Genomic DNA, 23,058 nt, shown 5'->3' with positions numbered 1-23,058 from the left:
CAATGAGGATTCGAACGTTTTCGACCGGTCTGCTCGTCGCGACCGTTATGGTCATCCCCGCAGCGTGCGGCTCGTCGGACCCGGAGGCGGGCTCTGGATCAGGCGGTGAGGTGACGCTGTGGATGTATCCCGTCATCAGTGATGATGCGGCAAGCCAGAAGTACTGGAAAGGCGTCGAAAGCGACTTCGAGGCCGAACATCCGGAAATCGACCTGAGCATCGAGTTGCAAACCTTCGAACAACGCGACGCGCAGATCTCGGCGGCGCTGGCCGCCGGCTCCGGACCGGACCTGGTGATGATCACTCCCGACCAGCTGGCCACCTACCGCAGCATCGATGGGTTGGCGCCGGTCACCGAAGCGATCGCGGACGAACGTGACGTATTCACCCAGGCGGCGTTGGACGTCGCGACATACGAGAGCGAGCTGTACGGCGTTCCGATGTTCCAGAACATCTCGACGACCGCGTACAACGTCGAGATCTTCGAACAGGCCGGCATCGACGAGCTTCCGACCACGTGGGAACAGGTCCGGGAGTATGCGCCCATCCTGGCCGACCAGGGGTTCGCGATCATGGACTACGCCGGCAACCCCGAAGTCACCCTGAACGTGTCGTTCTATCCCATTCTGTGGCAGGGAGGTGGCCGGATCTTCAGTGAGGACGGGACCGACGTCGCCTTCGATTCGCCGAAGGCCGTCGCCGCGCTGGAGTTCCTCGTCGAACTCCAGCAGGCCGGCGGCCTGGTGCCGGAGGCGGCGACGAAGAGCAATGCCGTCGAAGGGTCGCCGCTGGCCGAAGGCGAGGTCGCGATGCGGTACATGACGTCGATGGCGCAGCTCGATCAGATGAAAGCGGCGCTGGGCGAGGAGAACGTCGAACTCGGCCCTCCGCTCACGGGTGAGAAGCAGGTGACGTTCGGCAACCCGGGCATGCTCTCCCTCACGTCGATCAGTGACGAGTCGAACCGGCAGGCCGCCTACGAGGTCATCTCGTACCTGACGTCGGCCGAGGTCCAGACCTCGCTGTGTGAGGCCGCCGACAAGTTCCCCACCCGATCCGACGTCCCCGCGCCTGGTGACGGCACCGACTACGAGGTCATGACCAAGGCGTTGGAGTACGCGACCCCGGGTGAGCCGCACCCGCAGGCCCGCCCGGTGATGGCCATCCTGGCGCCATACGTGCAGTCCGCTCTTCAGGGCGACATGACCGCGGAGGAAGCCCTCACCGCCGCGGCCGAGGAGGCTCGCGAGTTGCTCGCGCGCTCGTGACCACGGCGAGGCAGAGCGGTACGTACCGCCGTGACCCGTTCGATCCGGATCCATCCGAGGAGTCCACGTGACCGTCCTGGCGACCAAGCCCTCGCGGCCGCACGCCACTCAGGACCGGCCGCGAAGGCGGCGGACCCCACTGGAGCGGCGAGAGGCGTTCGCCGGTGTCGTCTTCGTCCTGCCGGTGCTGATCATTTTCCTCATGTTCCGGTTCCTGCCCATCGCCGGCGCCGGTGGCATGAGCCTGACCGAGTACGCCATCAACGGCGAGGCGACGTTCCTCGGCGCCGAGAATTACCAGCGGCTACTGAACGACGACGTGTTCTGGCACAGCCTCGGCGTCACGGTGCTGTACGTCGCGGTATTCGTGCCGATGATCCTCGTGGTCGCGATGGTGGCCGCTCTGCTGCTCGAGTCGATCGTGAAACTGAACGGCCTCTTCCGGTCATTGCTGTTCCTGCCCTACGTGACGTCGTTCGTCATGGCCGGAATCATCTGGACGTGGATCTACTCGAGCGACGGCCCGATCAACTCGGTGCTCAGCGCGATCGACCTGCCGGCGATCGGTTTCATCACCGGCGACCAGATCCTGGTGCTCGCGTCGCTGGCCCTGGTTTCGGTGTGGAAGGGCTTCGGATACGCGATGCTCATCCTGCTCGCCGGCTTGAAGGCCCAGTCGGGGGACATCCGTGAGGCAGCCAGGATCGACGGTGCCAATGGATGGCAGACCTTCTGGCTCGTCACGTTGCCGATGCTGAAGCCGGTGGTGTTCTTCGTCCTCGTGATCGAAACGATCTTCTCCTTCAAGGTGTTCGACACCATGTACGTCATGACCGGGGGCGGACCGTCTCGGGCCAGCTACACGCTCATCTACATGCTCTACGACCAGGGCTTCAGGTTCTTCGACTTCGGCTACGCCGCGGCGATCGGGATGGCACTGTTCGTCGTCGTGCTCGCCCTGTCACTCGTGCAGCGCCGAATCTTCGAGCGGAAGGAGGCGTGATGAGCGTCGACACCGTCGAGCCTGGCCCGACCGCCAGGTACGCGCCATCCCGCCGGCGCGGTCAAGGCCGGCTGATGGTCGGCATCCTGCTCCTGTGCTTCTTCACTGTCACGCCGTTCCTCGCGGTGGTCGTCCTGGCGCTCACGCCCGAAGGCGTCCTCACGATTCCGCACGCCTGGCCCAGCGACCTCACGCTGGACAACATCACCCAGATCCTGCAGGTGGGCGACTTCCCGAGGTGGTTCGCGAACTCCTTCATCTATGCGGCCGTGTCCGTCGTCATCATCCTGCTGACCGCGGCGATGGCCGGGTACGCGCTGGCTCGCAAGCGGTTCCCGGGCCGCAACGTCATCTTGTGGTCGATCATCGCCACCCTGATGGTGCCGCTCGAGGCGACCCTGATCCCGCTGTTCATCCTGGTCAAGGAGTTGGGCGGCATCGACACGCTGTGGGGTCTGATCCTGCCGACGCTGGCGAACGCGCAAGCGGTGTTCCTCATGCGGCAGTTCATCATGGGCTTGCCGGACGAGCTCTTCGACGCAGCGCGCATCGACGGCGCCGGAGAGTGGCGCATGTTCACCCGGATCGTGCTGCCGCTGATCCGTCCGATCGTGGCGACGCTCGGGATCTTCATCTTCCTGTGGCATTGGAACGATCTGTTGTGGCCGCTCATCGTGGGCCAGTCGGATGAGGCGAGGACGTTGACGGTCGGGCTGGCCACCCTGAACACCGAAGACGTGTCCACCACGAACATCATGGCGGCCGCACTGGTCAGTGTCGTTCCGTGCCTCGTCGTGTATGCCGTGCTGCAGCGGTACATCGTCGACAGCATCGTGGCCACCGGGATCAAGGGATGACCCGTGCCGGGAACGGCCGACCGGTGCGGTTCGGTCTGGTCGGGCTCGACTCCCCGCACGCCCCGGCGTTCACCAGGCTGCTCAACGGCGACGGCGAGGCGCCCGGTGTGGTGCCGGGCGGGCGGGTGGTGTCCGCGTGGCCGGGAACCGCCTCGGAGGACTTCCCGCTCAGCCGGGACCGGCTGGAGGGGTTCACCGAGTCGGTGCGCTCGCTCGAGGTGCCCGTCGAGCCGGCATTGGACGATGTCGCCGACCGCAGTGACGCGCTGCTCATCCTGGCCGTCGACGCCCGGACGCACCCGGACTACTTTCTCCGATGCGCGCGCTTCGGCAAGCCCGTCTACGTCGACACGCGCTTCGCGCTTTCCGTCGCCGAAGCGCGGGCGATGCTCGACGAGGCGCAGCGGTACGGCGCCATCCCGCTGGCGGGATCTCCCAAGCGGTTCAGCGACGCCTTCCTGCACGCGGTCGACGGGGACCGGGCGGACGGCATCGACGTCTCCGGTCCGTTGCCGATGCAGCCCACCCATCCGGGGCTGTTCTGGTATGGGGTGCACATGGTCGACGTCGTCGTCGCGGCGATGGGGACCGGCTGTGCCGAGGTGCGCACCTTCGCCGCCGGCCCGGACGAACTCTACGTCGCCACCTGGGCCGATGGCCGCACGGCGACGATCCGCGGGCGCAAGGCGTGGCTGCCGCATACTCGGGGGGTCGTGCACCGTGGCACCGAATCAACGACGTTCTCGATCCAGGCGAACGACCTCATGTTCACCGGCCTGCTCAGGGCGATCATCGAGGCGTGCCGGTCAGGGACGCCGACCGTCGCCCCTGAGGAGATCGAGCACACCGTCGCGGTCACCGCAGCGGCGAATCGCAGCCGAGCACTGTGCGAACCGGTGCCGCTCGACGGTGCCCACTGAGCTCCCGTCAGTGCGTGAGGGCGGGGATCGCCGAGCGGACCGGTGTCTCGCCGGCCGAAGGTGCACCGGTGGAAGCGTCAGGTGCCGTTGCGGTTCGAGCGGGTGATTCGCGGTGCCCAGTCACGAATCCGCACGAGATCTCGCCCGGAGAGCGTGAAGATGCCGTGGTCGTCGCCGAAGGCCGCGCGAGGCCGGCCGTACCATTCGGCACCGAGGTCGTCGATGAGTAGTTCGAGACTGTGGTCGTGAGGGTTGATGCGCACGACCGAACGTGCCGACACCGTGTAGATGATGCCCCTGTCGATCAGGAGCTGAGGCTGTTCGGCGGTACGTGAACCAGTGAATGCGCTGAGGTTCGTCTGGTAGAGGAGTTCGGGTCCACGACGGTTCCGCAGGTCGACAACGAAGAAGTGCCGCTCAGTGGTCCCGAACAGCTTCCAGCCGAAGACCACGAGACTGGTGACCTTGGGAATCTTGCCGGCGGAGGTCTCGCGCCACGGCAGCGTCATGCGCCACGATTCGCGTCCTGCCACCGGATCCCATGCCGCGACTTCTCCACGGCTGCCGCCGATGTAGGTGATCCCGTCCCCGGTCGCGACCGTCCTGAGCGGCTGCCTGTCGCCCAGTGGGTTGACGTGAGCCGTCACCGACTGCGTGTCCGGATCGTAGAAGCAGATCGATCCGCCGCCAGGATCGGACTTCACTCCCACGACGACCAACTCGTTGACGTCGTCCCAACGGATGGCCTGGGGGCGATTCTGGCCTTCGGGGAGCTGGGCCACCTGCCGCGGGCCCTGCCCCGGGCGGTACTCCCAGATGCCCTGGTTGTTGTAGACCCCCATGTACAACGTGTCACCGACGACGACCATGTCCTTGGGCTCACCGGGCACGTGGTACTTGGTGACAGCCCCCGTGGAGCGGTCGTGGCGCGCCACCCAGCCGGTGGCCGCGACATAGATCTTCTCGTGCTCCGGTCGGCTCGTGTCCACGGCTATGGACATCCCGAGCATGGGACCGCCCTCGGCGCCGACCTCTGCCAGGTCGTACACCTCGCCGTCGCCAGTCTTGAGATCGTACGTCCAGACGTTGCTCCCCATCTCGCCGAGAAGGAGGTCGCCCAGTAGCCCGAAGCCCCACGCCTTGCCGACTTGGTCGTTGCTGGTATCCAGTTGCCGAACCGCCAGCGTGTCCAGGTCGATCACGTCCAGTCGCCCGTACTCGCTGGAGACTATGACCTCGTTGTCGCGGCGGGCAAAGGCACGCAGGACGAGCCCTTCGTAGTCCGGTACGACCCGCCATTCCCCGTCAGGTAGGTCGAGGATCGCGACGTGGCCGGGGAGACCTTCAGCTTCCCTGGCGTGCGTCCCCAGCACCAGAATGTCGTCGAACAGCTCCAGGCCACTGGTCGCCACCTGAAGGTCGTCGGCGATTTCCGGCGGGGTGATGTCGGTCGTTTCACCGGTGCCACGGTCGATGGCGAACACACGTGTCGGCGTGCCGGCGGTGAGCATGCTCCCGCAGCCGAAGTACACCGTGGTGTCCGTTGCGGCGACGGCGCTTCCCTGGTCGGCGTCGGGGGCGGGGATCCCCAGCTTCGTCAGTTCGCCGGTTGCGGGATCGTAGCTGTACAGGGGTGGCCCGTCGGCGTGCGGCCTCGGTCGTCCGACGATGTACACGACGCCGTCCGGCGCCACCGAGAGATCGCGGATGTAGAGTCCCGGAACTGACGCGATCCCGGTCACTTCTCCGGTGGTCAGCTCTATCCGGTAGAGATTGACGGTGTCCGCGGCATGCGTCACCCCGGCATAGAGCACGTCGGTGCCGTGCGCCGCCAGCGCCTGCACGAAGTTCCCGTTGCCGAGCATGTACGTGGTGGTGACCGTGCGGGTGGGGACGTGAAAGGCGGCGACCCGCGTCGGCGACAGGTTCCGGCTACCGATGTAGAACGTCTCTCCGACAAGGGTCCCGCTCATGACGTGGAAGTCGAGGACCGCGGGGCCGAGATTCTCGATCGTGATGTCGTCCGTGCGCCTGTCGAGCGCCGACGGCGGTGTAGAGCCGTCCGGCGCGGCGGAAGCGCCACTGCCCTCGTCCGGTTCCGCCGCCCGGGCGGCGGAACTCAAGCCCGCCATGGCCGCGGTACTGGCCAAGCCAGTCAGCGCAGTTCGTCTGCTGATCTCTGGTGGCTTACTTTTCATGTTGACGAAAGTTATCCCCCTGCTTAGTCTCTTGTCCACCCCCTGCCTCGTAGGGAAAGAAGATCGGAGCTGCATATGTCCGTACGGCCGGGTAGCAAACGGCTGATCCGGGAGATCAACGAATCGTTGGTCCTGGACGCACTCCGAGTTCACGGGTCGCTTCCTCGCGTGGAGATCGCCCGGTTGACCGGACTGAGCCTGCCGACCATCACCGGAATCACCACTCGGCTCGCCGACGCCAGCCTGATCACGGAGGTCAGTCAGGGACCGTCGACCGGCGGTCGGCCACCCAGAATCCTTGCCCTCAATCCTGCAGGTGGTCACGTTCTGGGCGTCTGGCTCTCGACCGGTCGACTCGTTGCGGTCACGGTGAATCTGGTCGGCGAGGTCGTCGACCACTACGCCTCGACCTGGCGGGGTCGGTCTCCTGCGGCCGCGGAACGCGCCGTGGCGGCTGCCGCGAAGGAGTTGGGGTCGCGGACCACGAGCCCGGTCTTGGGCATGGGTGTCACCCTGTCCGGTGTTGTCGACCACGATGCCGGCGTCGTCAGGCACAGCGGTCTGTTCGGCTGGGAGGACGTCCCGCTCGGGGCGACCTTGTCCGAGCGCGTGGGCGTTCCGGTCACGGTCGACAAACTGGTCAACGCCCTGGCGTCATCGCTCGTGCTCTACGGCGAAGGCCGCGGCGTACGGGACATGTTGGTCGTCAGCGCCGGACACAGCATCGGTCTCGGGATCGTCCTCGGTGCTCAGGTTCGCCACGGACTCGGCGGACCAACCGGGTCGTTGGGGCACACGAGCGTCTCGGTGCTCGGCGGCGACGACAGTCGACCGTGTCACTGTGGCGCCCGTGGCTGCCTGGAGACGGTCGCCAGCGAGTGGGCGCTGCGTGCGGAGATCGAACGAGTCTGCGGTCTGGGAATCGACGAGGCCGCGGAGCGTGCGGCCGACAACGAACAGGTGCAGCGAGTGTTCGCCGTCGCCGGGCGTGCGCTCGGCGGCGCCGTGGCGAACATCGCCAAGGTCATCAACCCGGAACGGATCGTGCTCGGCGGCGAAGAGACCCGACTCGGGCCCGCGATTCTCGAACCATTCGCCAAACAGCTCCATCACGCGCTGTCCGGAGCCACCGACCACGACATCGATGTCCAAGTCGTGAGCACCGACGAGCAGACCTGGGCGTATGGTGCCGCTTGTCAATCGCTCACGAAGCTCTTCCAGGTGTCCGGTGCGCGTGAGCCGGATGGAGAAGGTGCCTGATCAACGAGCCGAGTAGGAAGATCTTGATCGACAGGTCTCGACCACAGCTCAGCTGACGAGGCGGAATGCGCTGGACATGACGGCCGACGCGTCCGCCCACGAGGGCAGCGAGTCGATCTCGATGATGGTGTGTCGGAGAGGTTCGGTGTCGTACAGTTCGACCCGCCAGCCGTTGCTGTCGTGGTCGAGGATCCCCCGGATCACGGTTTTCCTTTCGTACTGTGGGACTCGGGCCACCGTGAATTGTGTCACTCGACGATCCAGTTGTCGCGTCGAAACGCCGTCATGCGGGAAACGCCGCTTCGCACCTGACGTCGCCGCAGCTCAGCACCGCATTGTCGGGGCCACACCACCGAGGATCACGGTCCGGAAACAAGACTCGTCCGGGCCGGACGTGATCGGTTACCTTCGAATCTCCGAGAGGACGTCGGAGATGGAGGCCGTGCCATGGACCGAGCAGCATCTCTCCAGCACATCGTGACCTTCTGTGGCCGCCGCGAGCGCGGGTGCCCGGAACTGTTCCTCGACCACAACGCCCCGCCCGAGCGGCACGTCGTCATTGCCGACGACTACGGGCAGCACATCCAGATGAGCGTGGCGCAGTTGCGCGACATCGTCGCCGCGGCGAAGGACGGCTCCCTCGACGCGCTGCAGGAGCCGGCGCGGGGCTGACGGGCCGCCCGACGCTCGTGGCCGCCCGGGCCGGTCAGAGCTGGCCGACGGCGGTGACCTCGATGGCGGGCTGCCCAGCCGCGTTCGACGCCGCGAGGTCGATGCGCGCGCTGAATCCCCAGTCGCGGTGACCGGCCGGGTCGTCGAAGATCTGGCGGATCTGCCAGCTGTCGGCGTGCTCGGTGACGATCAGCATCGCCGAGCTGCGCGCGTCCGTGTCGATGCCGATGTCGGCGTGCTCGTCGAAGTACGGCTCCAGCGCGTCCGCCCAGGCGTCGGCGTCCCAACCGGACTCCGCGTCGAGCTCGCCGAGCTCGTCCCACCGGCGGCGCGCGGCCAGCTCGACTCGCCGGAACAGCGCGTTGCGCACCGCCACCGTGAACGCCCGACGGTTCTCGGTGATCGGCCGCGGCGAGTCGTCCGCCGACGGCGGGCGCACGGCGCCGTCGGCGGTGTCGGACACGGCTGACGGGTCGCGCAGCGCCTCCCACTCGTCCAGCAGGCTGGAGTCGACCTGGCGGACCAGTTCACCGAGCCACTCGATGACGTCGGTCAGCTCCTCGGTGCGGACCTCCTCCGGAACGGTCTGCCGCAGCGACCGGTAAGCGTCGGCCAGGTAGCGAAGCACCAGACCCTCGGAACGGGCAAGCCCGTAGAAGGCGACGTACTCGCCGAAGCTCATGGCCCGTTCGTAGAGGTCGCGCGCGACCGACTTCGGCGACAGCTCGTGGTCGGCCACCCACGGGTGGCTCTGCCGGTACAGCTCGAACGCTGCGTCCAGCAGCTCGTCGAGTGGCCTCGGGTACGTGACGTCCTCGAGCAGCTCCATGCGCTCCTCGTACTCGATCCCCTCGGCCTTCATCGCGGCGACGGCCTCGCCACGGGCCTTCTTCTGCTGCGCGTTCAGCACCTGGCGCGGGTCGTCCAGGATCGCCTCGACCACCGAGATCACGTCGAGCGTGTGCGTGGGCGACTCCGGGTCGAGGAGATCGAAGGCGGCCAGCGCGAACGGCGACAGCGGCTGGTTCAGCGCGAAGTCCGGCCGCAGATCGACCGTGAGCCGGATGGTGCGGCCCTGCTCGTCCGGGGTCTCGAGCCGTTCGACCACGTCGGCGGCGAGCAGCGCCCGGTAGATCGCCACCGCGTCGCGGACGTGCCGGCGGGTGCGCCCGGGCGGTTCGTGGTTGTCGGTCAGCAGCGCGCGCATCGCCGCGAAGGCGTCGCCGGGACGGCCGATGACGCCGAGGACCATCGCGTGGCTGACGGCGAAGCTGGACGCCAGCGGCTCCGGCTCGGCGGCGACGAGGCGGTCCATGGACTTCTCTCCCCAGGACACGAACCCGTCGGGCGGCTTCTTCCGGGTCACCTTGCGGCGCTTCTTCGGGTCGTCGCCGGCCTTCGCCAGTGCGCGCTCGTTCTCGATCTCGTGCTCGGGAGCCTGGACGATCACCTCGCCGAGGGTGTCGAACCCGGCGCGGCCGGCCCGGCCGGCGATCTGGTGGAACTCGCGCGCGCTGAGCTGGCGGGTGCGCACACCGTCGTACTTGGTCAGGCCCGAGAACACCACCGTGCGGATCGGCACGTTGATGCCGACGCCCAGCGTGTCGGTGCCGCACACGACCTTGAGCAGCCCGGCCTGGGTGAGCCGCTCGACCAGGCGGCGGTACTTCGGCAGCATGCCCGCGTGGTGGACGCCGATGCCGTGCCGCACCAGCCGGTTGAGCACCTTGCCGAACCCGGAACTGAACCGGAACCCGCCGATCTCGGCCGCGATCCGGTCACGCTGCTCCCGGCTGGCGACGTTCACGCTGGTGAGCGCCTGGGCCCGTTCGACCGCGGCGACCTGGGTGAAGTGCACGACGTACACCGGCGCCCGGTGCGTGGCCAGCAGCTCGTCGAGCAGCTCGTGCATCGGCTGGCGCGAGTACGAGAACGTCAGCGGGACCGGGCGTTCGGCGGAGGAGACGACGGCGACGTCGCGGCCGGTGCGCCGGGTGAGGTCCTTCTCGAAGAACGACACGTCGCCGAGGGTGGCGGACATCAGCAGGAACTGCGCGTTCGTCAGCTCGAGCAGCGGGACCTGCCACGCGGTGCCGCGCTGGGGGTCGGCGTAGAAGTGGAACTCGTCCATGACGACCTGGCCGACGTCGGCGTCGGCGCCGTCACGCAGCGCGATGTTGGTCAGGATCTCCGCGGTGCAGCAGATGATCGGCGCGGAGGCGTTCACGCTTGAGTCGCCGGTCATCATGCCGACGTTGGCGGCGCCGAACACGTCGATGAGCGCGAAGAACTTCTCCGACACCAGGGCCTTCAGCGGCGCGGTGTAGAAGGTGCGGCGTCCGTCGGCGAGCGCCGCGTAGTGCGCGGCCACGGCGACCAGGCTCTTGCCGGAACCGGTGGGTGTGCTGAGGATGACGTGCGAGCCGGAGAGGAGCTCGATGAGCGCCTCCTGCTGGGCCGGATAGAGCTCGAAGCCCTGCTCGCCCGCCCAGGCGGTGAACCCCTCGTAGAGCGTGTCCGCGTCGGCGCCGTCGTCGGTCAGGTGGGTCGTCAGCGTCGCGGGCACGACCGTTGAGCCTACGCGAACCTGCCGCGTCCGCGGTAGCCCATGATCATCGGCACTCACCGGCCGTGTGAGCGGGAAAGTGCCGATGATCATGGGAATCCACAGCCGGACCGCGCGGTTGCAGGGAGCATGCATGGTGAGTACAAGGTCCCGGGCGGAAAGCTCGTCGCCGTCGACCTCGAGACCGACGGTGACGTGCTCCGCACCGTCCGGTTGAGCGGCGACTTCTTCCTCGAGCCCGACGACGCGCTGGAACGCATCGACGCCGCTCTGACCGGTGCGCCCGTCGACTCGACCGCGGCGCAGCTGACCGCACGGGTCGACGCGGTTCTCGGCGACGGCGTCGTCATGCTCGGCTTCTCCTCCGAGGCGGTGGCCATCGCGGTACGGCGGGCGCTGGCCGGCGCGACCGGCTGGACCGACCACGAGTGGCACTTCCTGCACGAGGGCCCGCAGGAGCCCGCACTGCAGATGGCCGTCGACGAAGTGCTGGCCGAGCAGGTCGGCGCGGGGGAGCGCGGCCCCACGCTGCGGGTGTGGGAGTGGGCGTCGAACGCCGTCATCATCGGCAGCTTCCAGTCGCTGGGCAACGAGGTCGATCTCGACGGCGCCGCGAAGCACGACGTCACCGTCGTCCGCCGGATCAGCGGCGGCGGGGCGATGTTCGTCGAGCCGGGCAACACCATCACGTACTCGCTGTACGTGCCCGAGTCGCTGGTGTCCGGGCTGTCGTTCGTCGACTCGTACGCGTTCCTGGACGAATGGGTGGTGGGAGCGCTGCGCGAGCTGGGCGTCGAGGCGACCTACCAGCCGATCAACGACATCACGTCGCCGGCCGGCAAGATCGCCGGCGCGGCGCAGAAGCGGCTGGGCGGCGGGGTCGTGCTGCACCACGTCACGATGGCCTACGACATCGACGCGGCGAAGATGCTCGAAGTACTGCGCATCGGCCGCGAGAAGGTGTCGGACAAGGGCACCACCAGCGCGAACAAGCGTGTCGACCCGCTGCGTTCACAGACCGGGCTCTCGCGTGCCGAGGTCATCGACCGGATGGTCGCCACGTTCCGTTCGCGCTACGGGCTGGTCGACGACGCGCTGGACGAGGAGACCCTGAGGATCGCGAAGGAGCGGGTCGAGGCCAAGTTCGGCACCAGGGAGTGGCTGACACGCGTGCCGTGACCGGCACAGGTGACCTACGTGCCAGCCTCAGACGCGGTACTGGGCGGTCAGCGGACACTGGAACGGGTCGCGGGCACGCAAGCCGACGTTGTTCAGGTAGTCGACGACGATTCGGTACGAGCCGACCAGACTCGTCTCGGTGTACGGGATCTGCTGCTGCTCGCAGAACTGCCGCACGATCGGCCGCGCGTGGCGCAGGTTCGGCCGCGGCATGTTCGGGAACAGGTGGTGCTCGATCTGGAGGTTCAGCCCGCCCATGGCCAGGTCGGTGCCCCGGCCGCCGGTGATGTTGCGGGACATGAGCACCTGCCGCTGCAGGAAGTCGATCTTCATGTTCGCCGGGACGATCGGCATGCCCTTGTGGTTCGGCGCGAACACGCCGCCCAGCAGCAGCCCGAACAGGCCCATCTGGACGCCGAAGAACGCCGCCGCCTTGCCCGGAGGCAGCACGATCAGCAGCGCCGCGATGTAGCCGCCGAGCCGTGTCGCCACGAACAGCGCCTCGACCCAGCGGTGCTTCAGCTTCTCGCGACGGACGATCGTCTGGATGCTCGCGACGTGCAGCGCCAGCCCTTCCAGCAGCAGCAGCGGGAAGAACAGGTAACCCTGCTTACGGGCGAACTTGGCGGACAGGCCGCTGCGCTGTTCGACCGCTTCGGGTGTGAAGGCCAGCACCCCCGGAGCGACGTCCGGGTCTGCGCCGGACTTGTTCGGGTTGGCGTGGTGCCGGTTGTGCTTGCGCATCCACCAGCCGTAGCTCAGGCCGGTGAACAGTCCGGAGATCACCCGGCCGGCCCATTCGTTCCACCGGTGCGACGCGAAGATCTGCCGGTGTGCGCCCTCGTGCCCCAGGAAGCCGAACTGGGCGAGCACGACGGCCAGGCCGGCGGCGAGCAACAGCTGGTACCAGGAGTTGCCGAGCATCGCGAAACCGACCCAGATACCCGCGAACGCGGCGACACTGGCGCCGATGATCGCCCAGTAGTAGCCGTACCGGCGGCGGAGCAGCCCGGCGGACTGGACCAGGCGGGTGAGTTCGGCGTAGGCGCTGACGTGGCGTTCTCGCGGGCTCGTCGCACCGTTCGCGTCGGCAGCGGACGCTCCGGCCGCCGTGCCGGCGGTCTGCGTGGTGGCAGGGTTCATCGAGATCGTCCTGGCCTGTCTCCGGCCCTGAGGTCGGGGTCGTCGTGCACCAGAACCATTCGGAGACCCTGGTCGTCTCGTCCGGGACGAAACACTTTGCCCCCCCAACTCTACAGCCGTCCGCCGAGTTCCCAATGTGAAGCGCGGCGCCGGCTACGTGCCGCTTCCGGGCCGGGCCGGGAACGTGAGCGTGACCGTCGCGCCCTCTCCGAGCCGCCCGTCCACGGTCAGGACGCCGTCATGGGCCCGTACGACCTCGTCGACCAGCGCCAGCCCGAGACCGAGACGGTGCCGTTCGGTGGACCCGTTCGAGCCGCGACGGAAGCGTCGCGTCAGCTCACTCGCCAGTTCGGAGTCGAGGCCTTCGCCGTCGTCGACCACGCTGACCCGGACCCGCCCGTCAGCGGCGGTGAGACGCAAGCTCACCGTGCATCCGGCGGTGACGTGGTCCATGGCATTGTCGACGAGCGCGGCGACGGCACGGCGCAGCGCGCTGGGCACGCCGGCGACCTCGTAGCTGCTCGCCGGGTCCGCATCGACGACGAGATCGACTCCCGCGTCGTCCGCATTGGCGGCGAACGACCGGGTGACCTCGGTGGCCACGCGGGCCAGATCCACCGGCTGGTGGTGGTCGCGGCGGTGCTGCATCTCGGCGGAGAGCAGCATGTCGTTGACGACGTCGGCGAGCACCCGCGCGTCGTCGACCAGCTGGTCGATCTCGTGGCGTTGTCCGGGGCCCGTGCTCTCCTGCCGCTGCAGCAGCTGGGCACGGGTGTGCAGTATGGCCACCGGAGTACGCAGCTCGTGGCTGGCGTCGGCGACGAACCGGCGCTGCGAGGCCAGGGCGTCGCCGAGCGGGCGGACCGCGCGCCGGGACACGACCCAGCCCAGACCGGCGGCAGCGATCACGCCGACCAGGCCGACCAGCACCGACAGCCGCGCCAGCCGCGTCGTTTCCTCCTTCTGGCCGGCGATGTTGATGGCGGCGACGGCCCGGCGCCCGTCCGAGTCGACGGCGTAGGCGAGGAACGGCGCGCCGCACAGCTCGACGTCGGAGACCCCCTGCGGCAGCTCCGCGGGCGCCAGCTCCGCGCTCGCAGCGTCGTCGGTGCAACCGTCGGGCCGGCCGTCGATGATCACGCCCGGCCGGGTGTCGCTCCCGGTCGCGCTCAGCTCGGTGGCCACCTTGTCGCGGAGCTTGTGCTCGGTCGCCTCGCGCCGTTCCTGGAGGCTGAGGGTGTAGACCAAGGCGATGACGGCGGCGACCACCACGGCAGCCGCGACACCGGTCTGGATCGCCACGACCGCCGACGCGCGACGCAGCAGCGCTCGGTCGGCGACGGACGGATCCGCCGGTCGTTCCCCGGGCCGAGCCGTCACGTCGATCCCATCCGGTAACCGAGCCCGCGGATCGTCCGGATGACGTTACGGCCGAGCTTGCGTCGCAGGTAGTAGACGTACGTGTCCACCGCGCCGAGGCTGTCGGCTTCCAGGAACACCCGGCGGCGCAGCTCGTCGCGGGAGTAGACGTACGTGGGGTGGGCGGCGAACAGCTGCAGGAGCTCGCATTCGCGCCCGGACAGGTCGACGGGCGGGCCGGCACCGCCCACGACCCGGCGAGTGCCGAGGTCGAGCTGGCGATGGCCGAGATCGAGCCGGGTGGAGGTGTCGGGGTGCCGGCGCAGCAGCGCACGCAGCCGGGCCAGCAGTTCGTCGATCTCGAACGGTTTGACGACGTAGTCCTCGGCTCCGGCGTCGAGCCCTTCGACGCGATCCTCGGTGGTGCCGTGCGCGGTCAGCACGAGCACGGGTGTCGACACCCCACGTGAGCGTAGCCGCCGCACCAGGTCGACCCCTTCGATCGCCGGCAGGCCGCGGTCGATGACCATGACCGCATACCGCGTGGTCAGGCCGCGGTGCAGGCCGGTGTGACCGTCACCGGCGAGGTCGACGTCGTATCCCTCGTCGGTGAACAGCCGCGTGAGCAGCCCGGACAGCTTGGTGTCGTCCTCCACCAGCAACAACTGGGCGCGCTCCGTGCTCATCGTGCTCGATCGTCGCACGTGCGCTCTGAGGTTGTTCTGAGATTCGCAGCGAACCATGGGTGCCGGGGACGGCGCCGAACGGCCTCCGGACCAGGAGTGCGGCCGGTGCTCGGTCCGGCGTTGCCAACCGAACGGCGCCGAGCTCCGTCGACCCATCAGGACCGACATCTGGAGGGGTGGACGATGGGCACCGCATTCGTGGCCGACGTGGTGACCGCACGGGACGAGCACCTCGACCACACCGGTGCGCTGCACGCCGCCGAGCTCCCGCACGGGCTGTTCCCGCTCCTCGGTGTGCGATTCGTGCGGCGCTGGCACCGTGCTCATCTGCGCTCACCGCACGGCGTCGTGCTGGTGGCGATGCACGACGGCGTGCCGGTGGGGTTCCTCGTGGGCACGGCCGACCGGCACGCCAACGTCTCGTGGATCATCGAGCACCACCGGCGGGAGCTGATCGCCGCCGGCGTCCGCGCCCTGGCACGCAGACCCGCGCTGGCGCTGTGGTTCGTGCGGAGTCGGGGTCCCCGGTACGCGCGGAGGCTGCTCGGCCGGCGCGCCTCCGCCCGGGTGGCCGCCCCGGGGCGACTGCCCGAGGCGCCGTTCGCGCCGGTCGCGGTCCTGGAAGCGGTCGTGGTCGCGCCAGGGGCGCGCGGGCACGGCGTGGCGTCGGCGCTGGTGCGCGCCTACCTCGAGATCGTGGCCGATGCCGGTGTGCGACGGGCGGAGCTGGTCACCAAGGCGGGCTCGGCGGGAGCGGCCGGGTTCTACGAGCGCACCGGCTGGCATCGTGTCGGTAGCCATGTCGACCGGGACGGTGACGACGTGCTGACCTACCGGATCGATCCGTTCGCGGCGGCGTCGCAGTGAGTACCGCGCCGCGTTTCGGGCGGCGTGAGCTGCTCGTCGCGGGGGCGGGGCTGCTGAGCGGCGCGTGCGTGGCCGAGGGGCAGCGCCGCGGTTCGACGCCGTCCACCCCGGTCACCGGCGACACGCCCACGTCCGCGCGAAGTGCGCGAGCCCTGCCGTCGACCGCACCCACGTCCGGGCGTCCGACGCCGCCGGCGCTGCCGGAAGTCCGGCCGTGGACACCGGCGGCGGGGGAGGTCGAGCCGGGCGCCAAGACGGCGGCGGCCCGGGTGGTCGAGGCGCTCGGCTCCGTCTCCGGCGACAGCACGCCGGCGGCCCGGCTGCGTGCGGCGGGTGCCGACCCGGCCCTCGCCGCAGCCGCGGGTGAGCTCGTCCCGCCGGCGGCGCCCGCGGTGACCCGGATTGTCTACCCGCAGTACGGCGGCCTGGCCGGTGATGCCGCGAGCGTGATCGTGGTGGCCGAGCAGCACTGGCGTGTCGGCGACGGGCTGGCCGGACGGAGCGTGACCGCCGACGTGCGGCTGCGCCGGCGCGCCGGCGGTTGGGCGGTCACCGAGGTGCGCCCGGCCACGGGCAGCGATGCCGCGCCCGCCGGACGTGCGGCCCGGCTCGTTGCGCACCCGCGGGTCGAGCTGCCGGACGCCGCCGTCGCCGACCTGGCCGCGGGCCGGGTCGACCCGGCCGTCGTGGACGTCCTGCTCGAGCTGTCGGCGGACCGGCGGCTGTCGGTGAGCGTCCTCCGTTCCGGACACCCGGCGAACGTCTTCGGCACCACCCGGACCAGCAACCACACGCGTGGCCGTGCCGTGGACGTCTGGGCCGTCGACGGGGTCCCGATCGTGGGGATGCCGGCCGACGACCCGGCGCTGCTGGGTTTCCTGGCGGCCGCACGGGACGCCGGCTGCGACGAGATCGGCGGCCCGGTCGACCCGGACGGCGCCGGCGGCGTCCACTTCACCGACCAGGTGCATCGTGACCACGTCCACCTGGGGCTGGAGTCGTGATCAAGGTCTCCGCAGTGTCCGGCGGTCCGGAGTGTCCGGCGGGTCCGCCAATCCACCGATCTCCTGCAGCAACCGGGACCGCAGCCCGGCGGCACGGTCGGCGAACGCGCGTTGCGCCGCGACGTACTCGGCCTTGCCCTCCCGCGTCTCGATGCGCACCGGGGTGTAGCCCAGCTCGGAGAGGTCGTACGGCGACGCGCGCATGTCCAGTTCGCGGATGTCGCGCGCCAGCTCGAACGCGTCTGCGAGCAGCTCGCTCGGGACCAGGGGCACGAGCTTGTACGCCCACTTGTACAGGTCCATGTTCGTGTGCAGGCAGCCGGGCTGTTCGAACCGTCGCTGCCGTTCGCGGGTGGGCGTGAGGCTGTTCCGCGGCCGGGCCGCGGGGGTGAAGAACCGGTACGCGTCGTAGTGCGAGCAGCGGATCTGTTGCGACTCCACGACCGCGTCGGTGCCGTCGTGCCCGAGCCGCAGCGGCCACGAGTCGTGCCGCACCTCCTGCTGGCTGGTGCGATACACCATCGCCCACTCGTGCAGGCCGAAGCAGCCGGTGAACGCCGGGCGCGACGCGGTGGCGGCGAGCAGGTCGCGGACCCACGCGACGGTTTCGGCGCGGCGCCTCACCTCGTCCGGACCGACGGCGACGCCGTCGGTGGTCGTCGTGTAGCCGCGCCACCCGGCGTGCGGCGGGTCGCCGGCCAGTACGACGCCGGCGCCGGGATGCCAGCGCCGCAGGTGGGCCGGGCGGAACGAGTAGTAGGTGAACAGGAAGTCCTGCACCGGATGCGATCGACCGGCGCGGCGTCGCTCCAGGTGCGGACCGACCAGCGCGTCCACCCGCGCCTCGTGCGCCGCGGTGCGCGCTCGCCACTCGTGTTCGGTCAGGTGCACGCATCCCAGGGTAGGCATCGTCGAACGCGGCCTGGGTGGTCACGCATGCGGACCCCTACGCCGAGAGCCCGCTCGAGACACTCGGGCGGCTGACGTTCCTCGAGTACGAATTGCCGGTGCCGTTGTCGAACGTCTGGGTGGAGGCAGGCGGGTCCCGCTATCGCGTCGATCATCTCCTGCCGGACCACTGGCTGGTGTTCGAAGGAGACGGGGCTCTGAAGTACGACAATCGACCCGACGCCGGACGCGTCGTCGCCGAGCAGCGAGAGCGGGAGTGGCGACTGCGCGAGGCCGGACTGGGCGTCGTCCGCTACGACTGGCGGCTGGCCTGTCACGATCGGGCGCAGCTGGCGGCGAGGTTCGCCAGCGCGATCGCGAGCTATCCGATACGTCCGGATCCGTTCCGTTGGTGGCGAAATGCCACGCCGCGTGACCGGCTCGGCTTCGGATCATCCGGAGGCACGGCCGTGCGAGTGCTCCGTGGCGCGGTCGAACTCGGTGATCGCCGTGGCCAGGCGTTGTGCCTGACGCGCCAGCAACTGCCGCCCGGCGGCGGCCGACGCGGCCCGCGCGTCGTCGGTGACACCCCCGACCCGGCTCCATTCGCCGTGGCGTTCGACCACCAGGCCCGGAGCGGGTGGCTGGTCGAACAACGGGGGAGCGGCCGGGGTGTCCTCCCACGCGGGTGGGTGGACCAGTTCCGGGTGCGCCGCCAGCATCAGTGAGGTCTCGAACCAGCCGGCGTGCCCCGGGATCCGCTCGGACTCGTCGGCCGGAGCGCTCTGCGCGGCCGACGAGTCCGCGCCGGCCGGGACGTCGTCCCCACCATCTCCGCTCAGGCTCCAGTAGTTGCACGCCGCGGCGGCGATGTCGGCGCGCAGTGCGGCCTGTTTGACGGCGAGCCGCACGATCTCGTCGTTGCCGCCGTGACCGTTGACGATCAGCATGCGCCGGAACCCGGTGGCGACCAGACTGTCGATGATCTCGCCGAGCACGGCGACCAGGGTCTGCGCCGACAGGGTGACGGCCGCGGCGAACGCGTGGTGCGGGCTGAACCCGTAGGCCACGGTCGGCAGCCGCACCAGATCCACGGCGGCCCCGTCGAGGCGCCGCACCGCCTCGTCGACCACGGCGTCGGCGAGCATCCGGTCGGTGCCCAGCGGAAGGTGCGAGCCGTGCTGCTCCTGCGACCCGACGGGCACGACGGCGACCGCGCCGTGCGCGGCCTCGCGTACTTCGTGCCAGGTCATATCCGTGAGCCGGCGTACAGTCATGCGAGTTCTCCGATCCGGACGCAGCTTCGAGGGGAGCGCGACAGTGTGCCCCGCCACCTATGTGACCGGTATTCTCGCGCTGTCGGTCCCCACGCCCTGAGCGGCGTCCGTTACGCTCACCGTCGTGCGTATCGCGAGATTCACGACGGGGGACGAGCCGCGCTTCGGCGCGGTCGGGCAGGACGAGAACGGCGAGACGGTCATCGCGGTGCTGCAGGGCGATCCGCTCTACCGTGCCGTCCAGCTGACCGGCGAGAAGGTCGCGCTCGAGGACGCCCGGCTGCTCGCGCCGGTCATTCCGCGCAGCAAGGTCGTCGGCGTCGGGCGCAACTACGCCGACCACGCCAGCGAGCTGGACCATCCGATGCCGGACGAGCCGCTGCTGTTCCTCAAGCCGAACACGTCCGTCGTCGGGCCGGACGAGCCGATCGTGCTGCCCGAGCAGTCGCACGAGGTTCACCACGAGGCCGAGCTGGCCGTCGTCATCGGCCGGATCGCCAAGTCGGTGCCGAAGGAACAGGTTCCCGAGGTGATCTTCGGCTACACCGCCGCGAACGACGTCACCGCGCGCGACCTGCAGCGCAGTGACGCGCAGTGGACACGGGCCAAGGGCTTCGACTCGTTCTGCCCGCTGGGCCCGTGGATCGAGACCGACCTCGACCCGGCCGACCTGGCCGTGCGCTGCCGCGTGAACGACGACGAGCGGCAGGACGGACGGACGTCGCAGCTGGCCTTCGACGTCGCGACGCTGGTGTCCTACGCCAGCGAGGCGTTCACGCTGCTGCCGGGCGACGTCATCCTGACCGGGACGCCGGCCGGGGTCGGCGAGATCAGGGCCGGCGACCACGTCACCGTGACCGTCGAGAACATCGGTGTCCTGTCGAACCCCGTGGTCCCCGCCGACTGACACGTTCTCGTCATCGACGTGAGTGGGGTCGCCGGCGAGCGGTGACGGTCAGTGCGTCGGTGCGGTGCCGACGGCGACGAGATCGGTCGGCGTCGCCTCCAGGGCGATCGGCTCGCCGGCCGACCGCGCCTGCAGGTCGACGGGGACGATCGTGGATGTGGCCGGGTCGGCGACGTAGGCGGTGTGCCCGGCGACGGCCAGTGACGGCGCCAGCCCGCCGTGTCCTTCCGGCAGCTCGAACGGGTCCAGCACCGGGATCGTCGCGACCGCGGAGCCGCCGGCCGGGTCGATGATCCGTAGCGAGCCGTCGGTGCCCAGGGCGACGATCCGGCCGTGCGGTCCGGCGGCGTACGGGCCGTACGTGGCCCCGGCGTCGACGACCTCGAACGTCCCCGCGTCGACGTCGACGACGGCGAACGAGTCGTCGGCGTAGTCGCCGATCAGCGGATCCGCGCTTCCTGCGGCAAAACCGCCCACCCGCTCGCCGGAGCCGTCGGGGTTGGCGATGGTGCTCGACGTGTCGCCGGTCACCAGCATGAGGCCGTTCTCGCAGCCGAAGACCGCCGTGTCGTCGACGACGGTCTCGCCGTGCAGGCCGGGGCAGTCCTCGAACCGTGCCTGGACGTCGCCGCCGGCGTCGACGAGCGCCATGCCGTTCGGCAGCTCCGCGGGGCCGGGTACCGACACCAGCGCGCCGTCGTCGAGCGGAACGACCACACCGTGGTGTGCTCCGCCGCTGTCGACCGTGGAGGCGTCGAGACTGTCGATGAGCAGGCCATCGTTGCCGAAGACCTGCGCCGTGCCGGAGCCGTCGTGGAACACGGCCGTACGCCCGGCGTTCGACACCACGTGCACGGGGCGCGGTCCGTCGACGGCGGAGGTGCGCAGCGCGGGGTCGGCCACGTAGTGGTGGAAGTGGTCTCCGTGGGCCGACGACCATGCGCCGGCGTCGAGGAAGTCGGTGCGACCGGCGTCGGCCTGCACGAGCGCGACGTGCCGGCCGTCGCCGAGCGTTGTCAGGCGTGGCGCGCTCGTGGTGTCGAACGCCGCGAGCCGGCGGCCGTCGGCCGGGTCGATGACGGCGGCTCCGTTCTGGTGGGCGACGACGAGGCGGGGACGCGGCGCGTCGACCTCGCGGCGGCTGGAGTCCGGCGGGCCGTCCTGCTCGCCGGCGGCGGTCCGCGAACCGGAGCCGGCGTCGGATCCGGAACCGTCGGCGCCGGTGCCGCATGCGGCGACGGTCAGGGCGAGTGCGGCGGTCAACGCGGCAGTGAGGCGGTTTCGGGGACGTGTGGGCAGCTGCGGACGGGTCATGATGGACGTTCTAACAGAACATGAGAATCATGTGCAACTTGCCGACGTGTGTCACGCGGGCCGGTACCGGTACTGTGCGCGGTGCGGGTCCGCCCGCCTGTTCGTTCGAGGACCTTTCGAGACTCAAGGTGATCTGAAGTGACTGACGGCTCCGGCGCGTCGGACGACCTCGTGCTCGGCGACGTCGCCCCCGCGGACGTCCGTGTCCGCTACTCGCCCTCGCCGACCGGGAACCCGCACGTCGGCGTGGTCAGGGCGGCGCTGTACAACTGGGCGTTCGCGCGGCACTTCGGCGGCTCGTTCGTGTTCCGCATCGAGGACACCGACGTCAGCCGCGACACCGAGGAGTCCTACGAGGCGATGCTCGATGCCATGCGCTGGCTGGGGCTGACCTGGGACGAGGGACCCGACGTCGGCGGGCCGCACACGCCGTACCGCCAGTCGCTGCGACACCAGCACTACGCCGACACGGCGCAGCGGCTGCTGGAAGCAGGGCGCGCCTACCATTGCTACTGCACGCCCGAGGAGCTCGACGAGCGGCGCGAGGCCGCGCGGGCGGCGGGCAAGCCGAGCGGCTACGACGGCCGGTGCCGCACGCTGACCGACGAGCAGGTCGAGGCCTACCGGGCGGAGGGTCGGCAGCCGGTGCTGCGGATGCGCATGCCCGACCGTCCGATCACGTTCACCGACCTCGTCCGCGGCGAGATCAGCGTCGACGAGAACAACCTGTTCGACTACGTGCTGGTCCGCGCCAACGGGCACCCGCTCTACCCGCTGGTGAACCCGGTCGACGACGCGCTGATGGGCATCACGCACGTGCTGCGCGGCGAGGACCTGCTGTCGTCGACTCCGCGGCAGCTGGTGTTGCACGAGGCGCTGCGCGACATCGGCGTCGCCTCGGGCCCGTTGCCGCGCTACGGGCATCTGCCGCTGGTGACCGGCGACGGCAACCGCAAGCTGTCCAAGCGTGACCCGCAGTCGTCGTTGCAGCTCTACCGCGACCGCGGGTTCCTGCCCGAGGGCCTGCTGAACTACCTGGCACTTCTGGGCTGGTCCATCGGTGAGGACCGCGAGGTCTTCTCGATGGCCGAGATGGCCGAGGCGTTCGACGTCACCCGGGTCAACTCCAACGCGGCCCGCTTCGACCTGCACAAGGCCGAGGCCATCAACGGCGCGTGGCTGCGGCGGCTGTCCGTCGACGACCTCGCCGAGCGGATGGTCCCGCACCTGCAGAGCGCCGGCGTGCTGGCCGACCCGGCGCCGGACGCGGACCTGGAGTTGCTGAAGGCGGCGACACCGCTGGTGCAGGAGCGGATGACGGTGCTGGACGAGTCCGTCGGGATGCTCGGGTTCCTGTTCGCCGGCGACACGGTGGAGCTGGACGAGGACTCGGTCACCAAGGTGCTCAAGCCGGACGCGCGCCCGGTGCTCGAGGCGGCCCGGTCGGCGCTCGCCGGCGTCGACGCCTGGCAGACCGAGGCCATCGAGGCGGCGTTGCGCGCGGCGCTGGTGGATGGGCTCGGTATCAAGCCGAAGCACGCGTTCGGCCCGGTGCGGGTGGCGGTGACCGGCCGCCGGGTGTCTCCGCCGCTGTTCGAGTCGCTGGAGCTGCTGGGCCGCGAGCGCACGATCGCTCGGATCGAGGCCGCGTTGCCGCACGTGCCTGCTGCCTGACAGCGATCGCGCGAAC

General features: G+C 69.7%; 20 protein-coding genes. 11 read left to right on the top strand and 9 right to left on the bottom strand.

The genetic code is table 11. From position 1 onward, the window contains the following. The first annotated feature begins 2 nt into the window (after positions 1-2). From CLV30_RS05725 to CLV30_RS05710, 4 genes are all read left to right on the top strand, one after another. Positions 3-1,268, top strand: a complete 1,266-nt coding sequence (locus CLV30_RS05725; RefSeq protein ID WP_106536238.1) for an ABC transporter substrate-binding protein — start codon at positions 3-5, stop codon at positions 1,266-1,268. 67 nt (positions 1,269-1,335) lie between these two features. Further along, on the top strand, positions 1,336-2,271 hold the full coding sequence (locus CLV30_RS05720) for a carbohydrate ABC transporter permease (protein ID WP_205740638.1): 936 nt from the start codon (positions 1,336-1,338) through the stop codon (positions 2,269-2,271). Further along, positions 2,271-3,128, top strand: coding sequence for a carbohydrate ABC transporter permease (locus tag CLV30_RS05715; RefSeq protein WP_205740639.1), 858 nt, complete (start codon positions 2,271-2,273; stop codon positions 3,126-3,128). Before CLV30_RS05720 ends, CLV30_RS05715 begins: the two co-directional genes overlap by 1 nt. Then, positions 3,125-4,048 (top strand): Gfo/Idh/MocA family protein, encoded by a 924-nt coding sequence (locus CLV30_RS05710; RefSeq protein WP_106536237.1) that lies wholly within the window; start codon positions 3,125-3,127, stop codon positions 4,046-4,048. The genes CLV30_RS05715 and CLV30_RS05710 overlap by 4 nt, the downstream gene beginning before the upstream one ends. Before the next feature lie 77 nt (positions 4,049-4,125). Here the strand turns inward: CLV30_RS05710 and CLV30_RS05705 are convergent, their stop codons facing one another. Next, positions 4,126-6,645, bottom strand: a complete 2,520-nt coding sequence (locus CLV30_RS05705) for an NHL repeat-containing protein (RefSeq protein ID WP_170119631.1) — start codon at positions 6,643-6,645, stop codon at positions 4,126-4,128. A 69-nt stretch (positions 6,646-6,714) separates the two neighbouring features. On the opposite strand from CLV30_RS05705, the gene CLV30_RS05700 reads away from it, so the two are divergent. Beyond that, on the top strand, positions 6,715-7,506 hold the full coding sequence (locus CLV30_RS05700) for an ROK family protein (protein WP_244908025.1): 792 nt from the start codon (positions 6,715-6,717) through the stop codon (positions 7,504-7,506). A 48-nt stretch (positions 7,507-7,554) separates the two neighbouring features. On the opposite strand, the gene CLV30_RS26280 is transcribed toward CLV30_RS05700, so the two are convergent. Continuing rightward, entirely contained in the window at positions 7,555-7,710 is a 156-nt protein-coding gene (locus CLV30_RS26280) for a hypothetical protein (protein ID WP_165358524.1), read from the bottom strand. A 243-nt stretch (positions 7,711-7,953) separates the two neighbouring features. Between CLV30_RS26280 and CLV30_RS05695 the strand changes: the two genes are divergently transcribed. Next, complete coding sequence (locus tag CLV30_RS05695; protein ID WP_106536234.1) at positions 7,954-8,178, top strand: hypothetical protein; 225 nt, start codon at positions 7,954-7,956, stop codon at positions 8,176-8,178. Positions 8,179-8,212: 34 nt separating this feature from the next. On the opposite strand, the gene CLV30_RS05690 is transcribed toward CLV30_RS05695, so the two are convergent. After that, entirely contained in the window at positions 8,213-10,837 is a 2,625-nt protein-coding gene (locus CLV30_RS05690; RefSeq protein ID WP_106536233.1) for a DEAD/DEAH box helicase, read from the bottom strand. Positions 10,838-10,873: 36 nt separating this feature from the next. Between CLV30_RS05690 and lplAB the strand changes: the two genes are divergently transcribed. Further along, a complete protein-coding gene (gene lplAB, locus CLV30_RS05685) occupies positions 10,874-11,923 on the top strand; it encodes a lipoate-protein ligase LplAB (RefSeq protein ID WP_106536232.1) in 1,050 nt (349 codons plus the stop codon). A gap of 27 nt (positions 11,924-11,950) precedes the next feature. On the opposite strand, the gene CLV30_RS05680 is transcribed toward lplAB, so the two are convergent. The 3 genes from CLV30_RS05680 to CLV30_RS05670 form a co-directional block, all read right to left on the bottom strand. Continuing rightward, positions 11,951-13,066: a fatty acid desaturase family protein gene (locus tag CLV30_RS05680; protein ID WP_106536231.1), complete on the bottom strand. Its 1,116-nt coding sequence runs from the start codon at positions 13,064-13,066 to the stop codon at positions 11,951-11,953. A gap of 153 nt (positions 13,067-13,219) precedes the next feature. Further along, entirely contained in the window at positions 13,220-14,446 is a 1,227-nt protein-coding gene (locus tag CLV30_RS05675) for a sensor histidine kinase (protein WP_106536230.1), read from the bottom strand. Next, positions 14,443-15,111: a response regulator transcription factor gene (locus CLV30_RS05670; RefSeq protein WP_106536229.1), complete on the bottom strand. Its 669-nt coding sequence runs from the start codon at positions 15,109-15,111 to the stop codon at positions 14,443-14,445. The genes CLV30_RS05675 and CLV30_RS05670 overlap by 4 nt, the downstream gene beginning before the upstream one ends. Before the next feature lie 183 nt (positions 15,112-15,294). Between CLV30_RS05670 and CLV30_RS05665 the strand changes: the two genes are divergently transcribed. Next, entirely contained in the window at positions 15,295-15,978 is a 684-nt protein-coding gene (locus CLV30_RS05665; RefSeq protein WP_106536228.1) for a GNAT family N-acetyltransferase, read from the top strand. Further along, positions 15,975-16,982 carry a hypothetical protein gene (locus tag CLV30_RS05660; protein WP_106536227.1) on the top strand — a complete coding sequence of 336 codons (1,008 nt, stop codon included), beginning with the start codon at positions 15,975-15,977 and terminating at the stop codon, positions 16,980-16,982. Before CLV30_RS05665 ends, CLV30_RS05660 begins: the two co-directional genes overlap by 4 nt. Here the strand turns inward: CLV30_RS05660 and CLV30_RS05655 are convergent, their stop codons facing one another. Next, the gene (locus CLV30_RS05655; RefSeq protein WP_106536226.1) at positions 16,983-17,891 is read right to left on the bottom strand and encodes a 3-methyladenine DNA glycosylase; all 909 of its coding nucleotides are present in this window, start codon (positions 17,889-17,891) and stop codon (positions 16,983-16,985) included. A 431-nt stretch (positions 17,892-18,322) separates the two neighbouring features. Continuing rightward, a complete protein-coding gene (locus CLV30_RS05650) occupies positions 18,323-19,147 on the bottom strand; it encodes a creatininase family protein (protein ID WP_106536225.1) in 825 nt (274 codons plus the stop codon). A gap of 124 nt (positions 19,148-19,271) precedes the next feature. On the opposite strand from CLV30_RS05650, the gene CLV30_RS05645 reads away from it, so the two are divergent. After that, positions 19,272-20,054: a fumarylacetoacetate hydrolase family protein gene (locus CLV30_RS05645; protein WP_106536224.1), complete on the top strand. Its 783-nt coding sequence runs from the start codon at positions 19,272-19,274 to the stop codon at positions 20,052-20,054. A gap of 48 nt (positions 20,055-20,102) precedes the next feature. On the opposite strand, the gene CLV30_RS05640 is transcribed toward CLV30_RS05645, so the two are convergent. Beyond that, positions 20,103-21,368: a hypothetical protein gene (locus CLV30_RS05640; protein WP_106536223.1), complete on the bottom strand. Its 1,266-nt coding sequence runs from the start codon at positions 21,366-21,368 to the stop codon at positions 20,103-20,105. 138 nt (positions 21,369-21,506) lie between these two features. On the opposite strand from CLV30_RS05640, the gene gltX reads away from it, so the two are divergent. Continuing rightward, entirely contained in the window at positions 21,507-23,042 is a 1,536-nt protein-coding gene (gene gltX, locus CLV30_RS05635) for a glutamate--tRNA ligase (protein ID WP_106536222.1), read from the top strand. Positions 23,043-23,058: the final 16 nt, after the last annotated feature.

The organism is Haloactinopolyspora alba, from assembly GCF_003014555.1.
GTDB lineage: Bacteria > Actinomycetota > Actinomycetes > Jiangellales > Jiangellaceae > Haloactinopolyspora > Haloactinopolyspora alba.
This window is presented reverse-complemented; position numbering and strand designations above follow the sequence as displayed.

Coding starts and splice junctions, on each gene's coding strand:
- CLV30_RS05665 (WP_106536228.1), top strand. CDS start 15,295: ATGGGCACCGCATTCGTGGCCGACGTGGTGACCGCACGGGACGAGCAC.
- lplAB (WP_106536232.1), top strand. CDS start 10,874: ATGCATGGTGAGTACAAGGTCCCGGGCGGAAAGCTCGTCGCCGTCGAC.
- CLV30_RS05640 (WP_106536223.1), bottom strand. CDS start 21,368: ATGACCCGTCCGCAGCTGCCCACACGTCCCCGAAACCGCCTCACTGCC.
- CLV30_RS05690 (WP_106536233.1), bottom strand. CDS start 10,837: ATGATCATCGGCACTTTCCCGCTCACACGGCCGGTGAGTGCCGATGAT.
- CLV30_RS05710 (WP_106536237.1), top strand. CDS start 3,125: ATGACCCGTGCCGGGAACGGCCGACCGGTGCGGTTCGGTCTGGTCGGG.
- CLV30_RS05670 (WP_106536229.1), bottom strand. CDS start 15,111: ATGAGCACGGAGCGCGCCCAGTTGTTGCTGGTGGAGGACGACACCAAG.
- CLV30_RS05680 (WP_106536231.1), bottom strand. CDS start 13,066: ATGAACCCTGCCACCACGCAGACCGCCGGCACGGCGGCCGGAGCGTCC.
- CLV30_RS05725 (WP_106536238.1), top strand. CDS start 3: ATGAGGATTCGAACGTTTTCGACCGGTCTGCTCGTCGCGACCGTTATG.
- CLV30_RS05715 (WP_205740639.1), top strand. CDS start 2,271: ATGAGCGTCGACACCGTCGAGCCTGGCCCGACCGCCAGGTACGCGCCA.
- CLV30_RS05695 (WP_106536234.1), top strand. CDS start 7,954: ATGGACCGAGCAGCATCTCTCCAGCACATCGTGACCTTCTGTGGCCGC.
- CLV30_RS05655 (WP_106536226.1), bottom strand. CDS start 17,891: ATGCCTACCCTGGGATGCGTGCACCTGACCGAACACGAGTGGCGAGCG.
- CLV30_RS05650 (WP_106536225.1), bottom strand. CDS start 19,147: ATGACTGTACGCCGGCTCACGGATATGACCTGGCACGAAGTACGCGAG.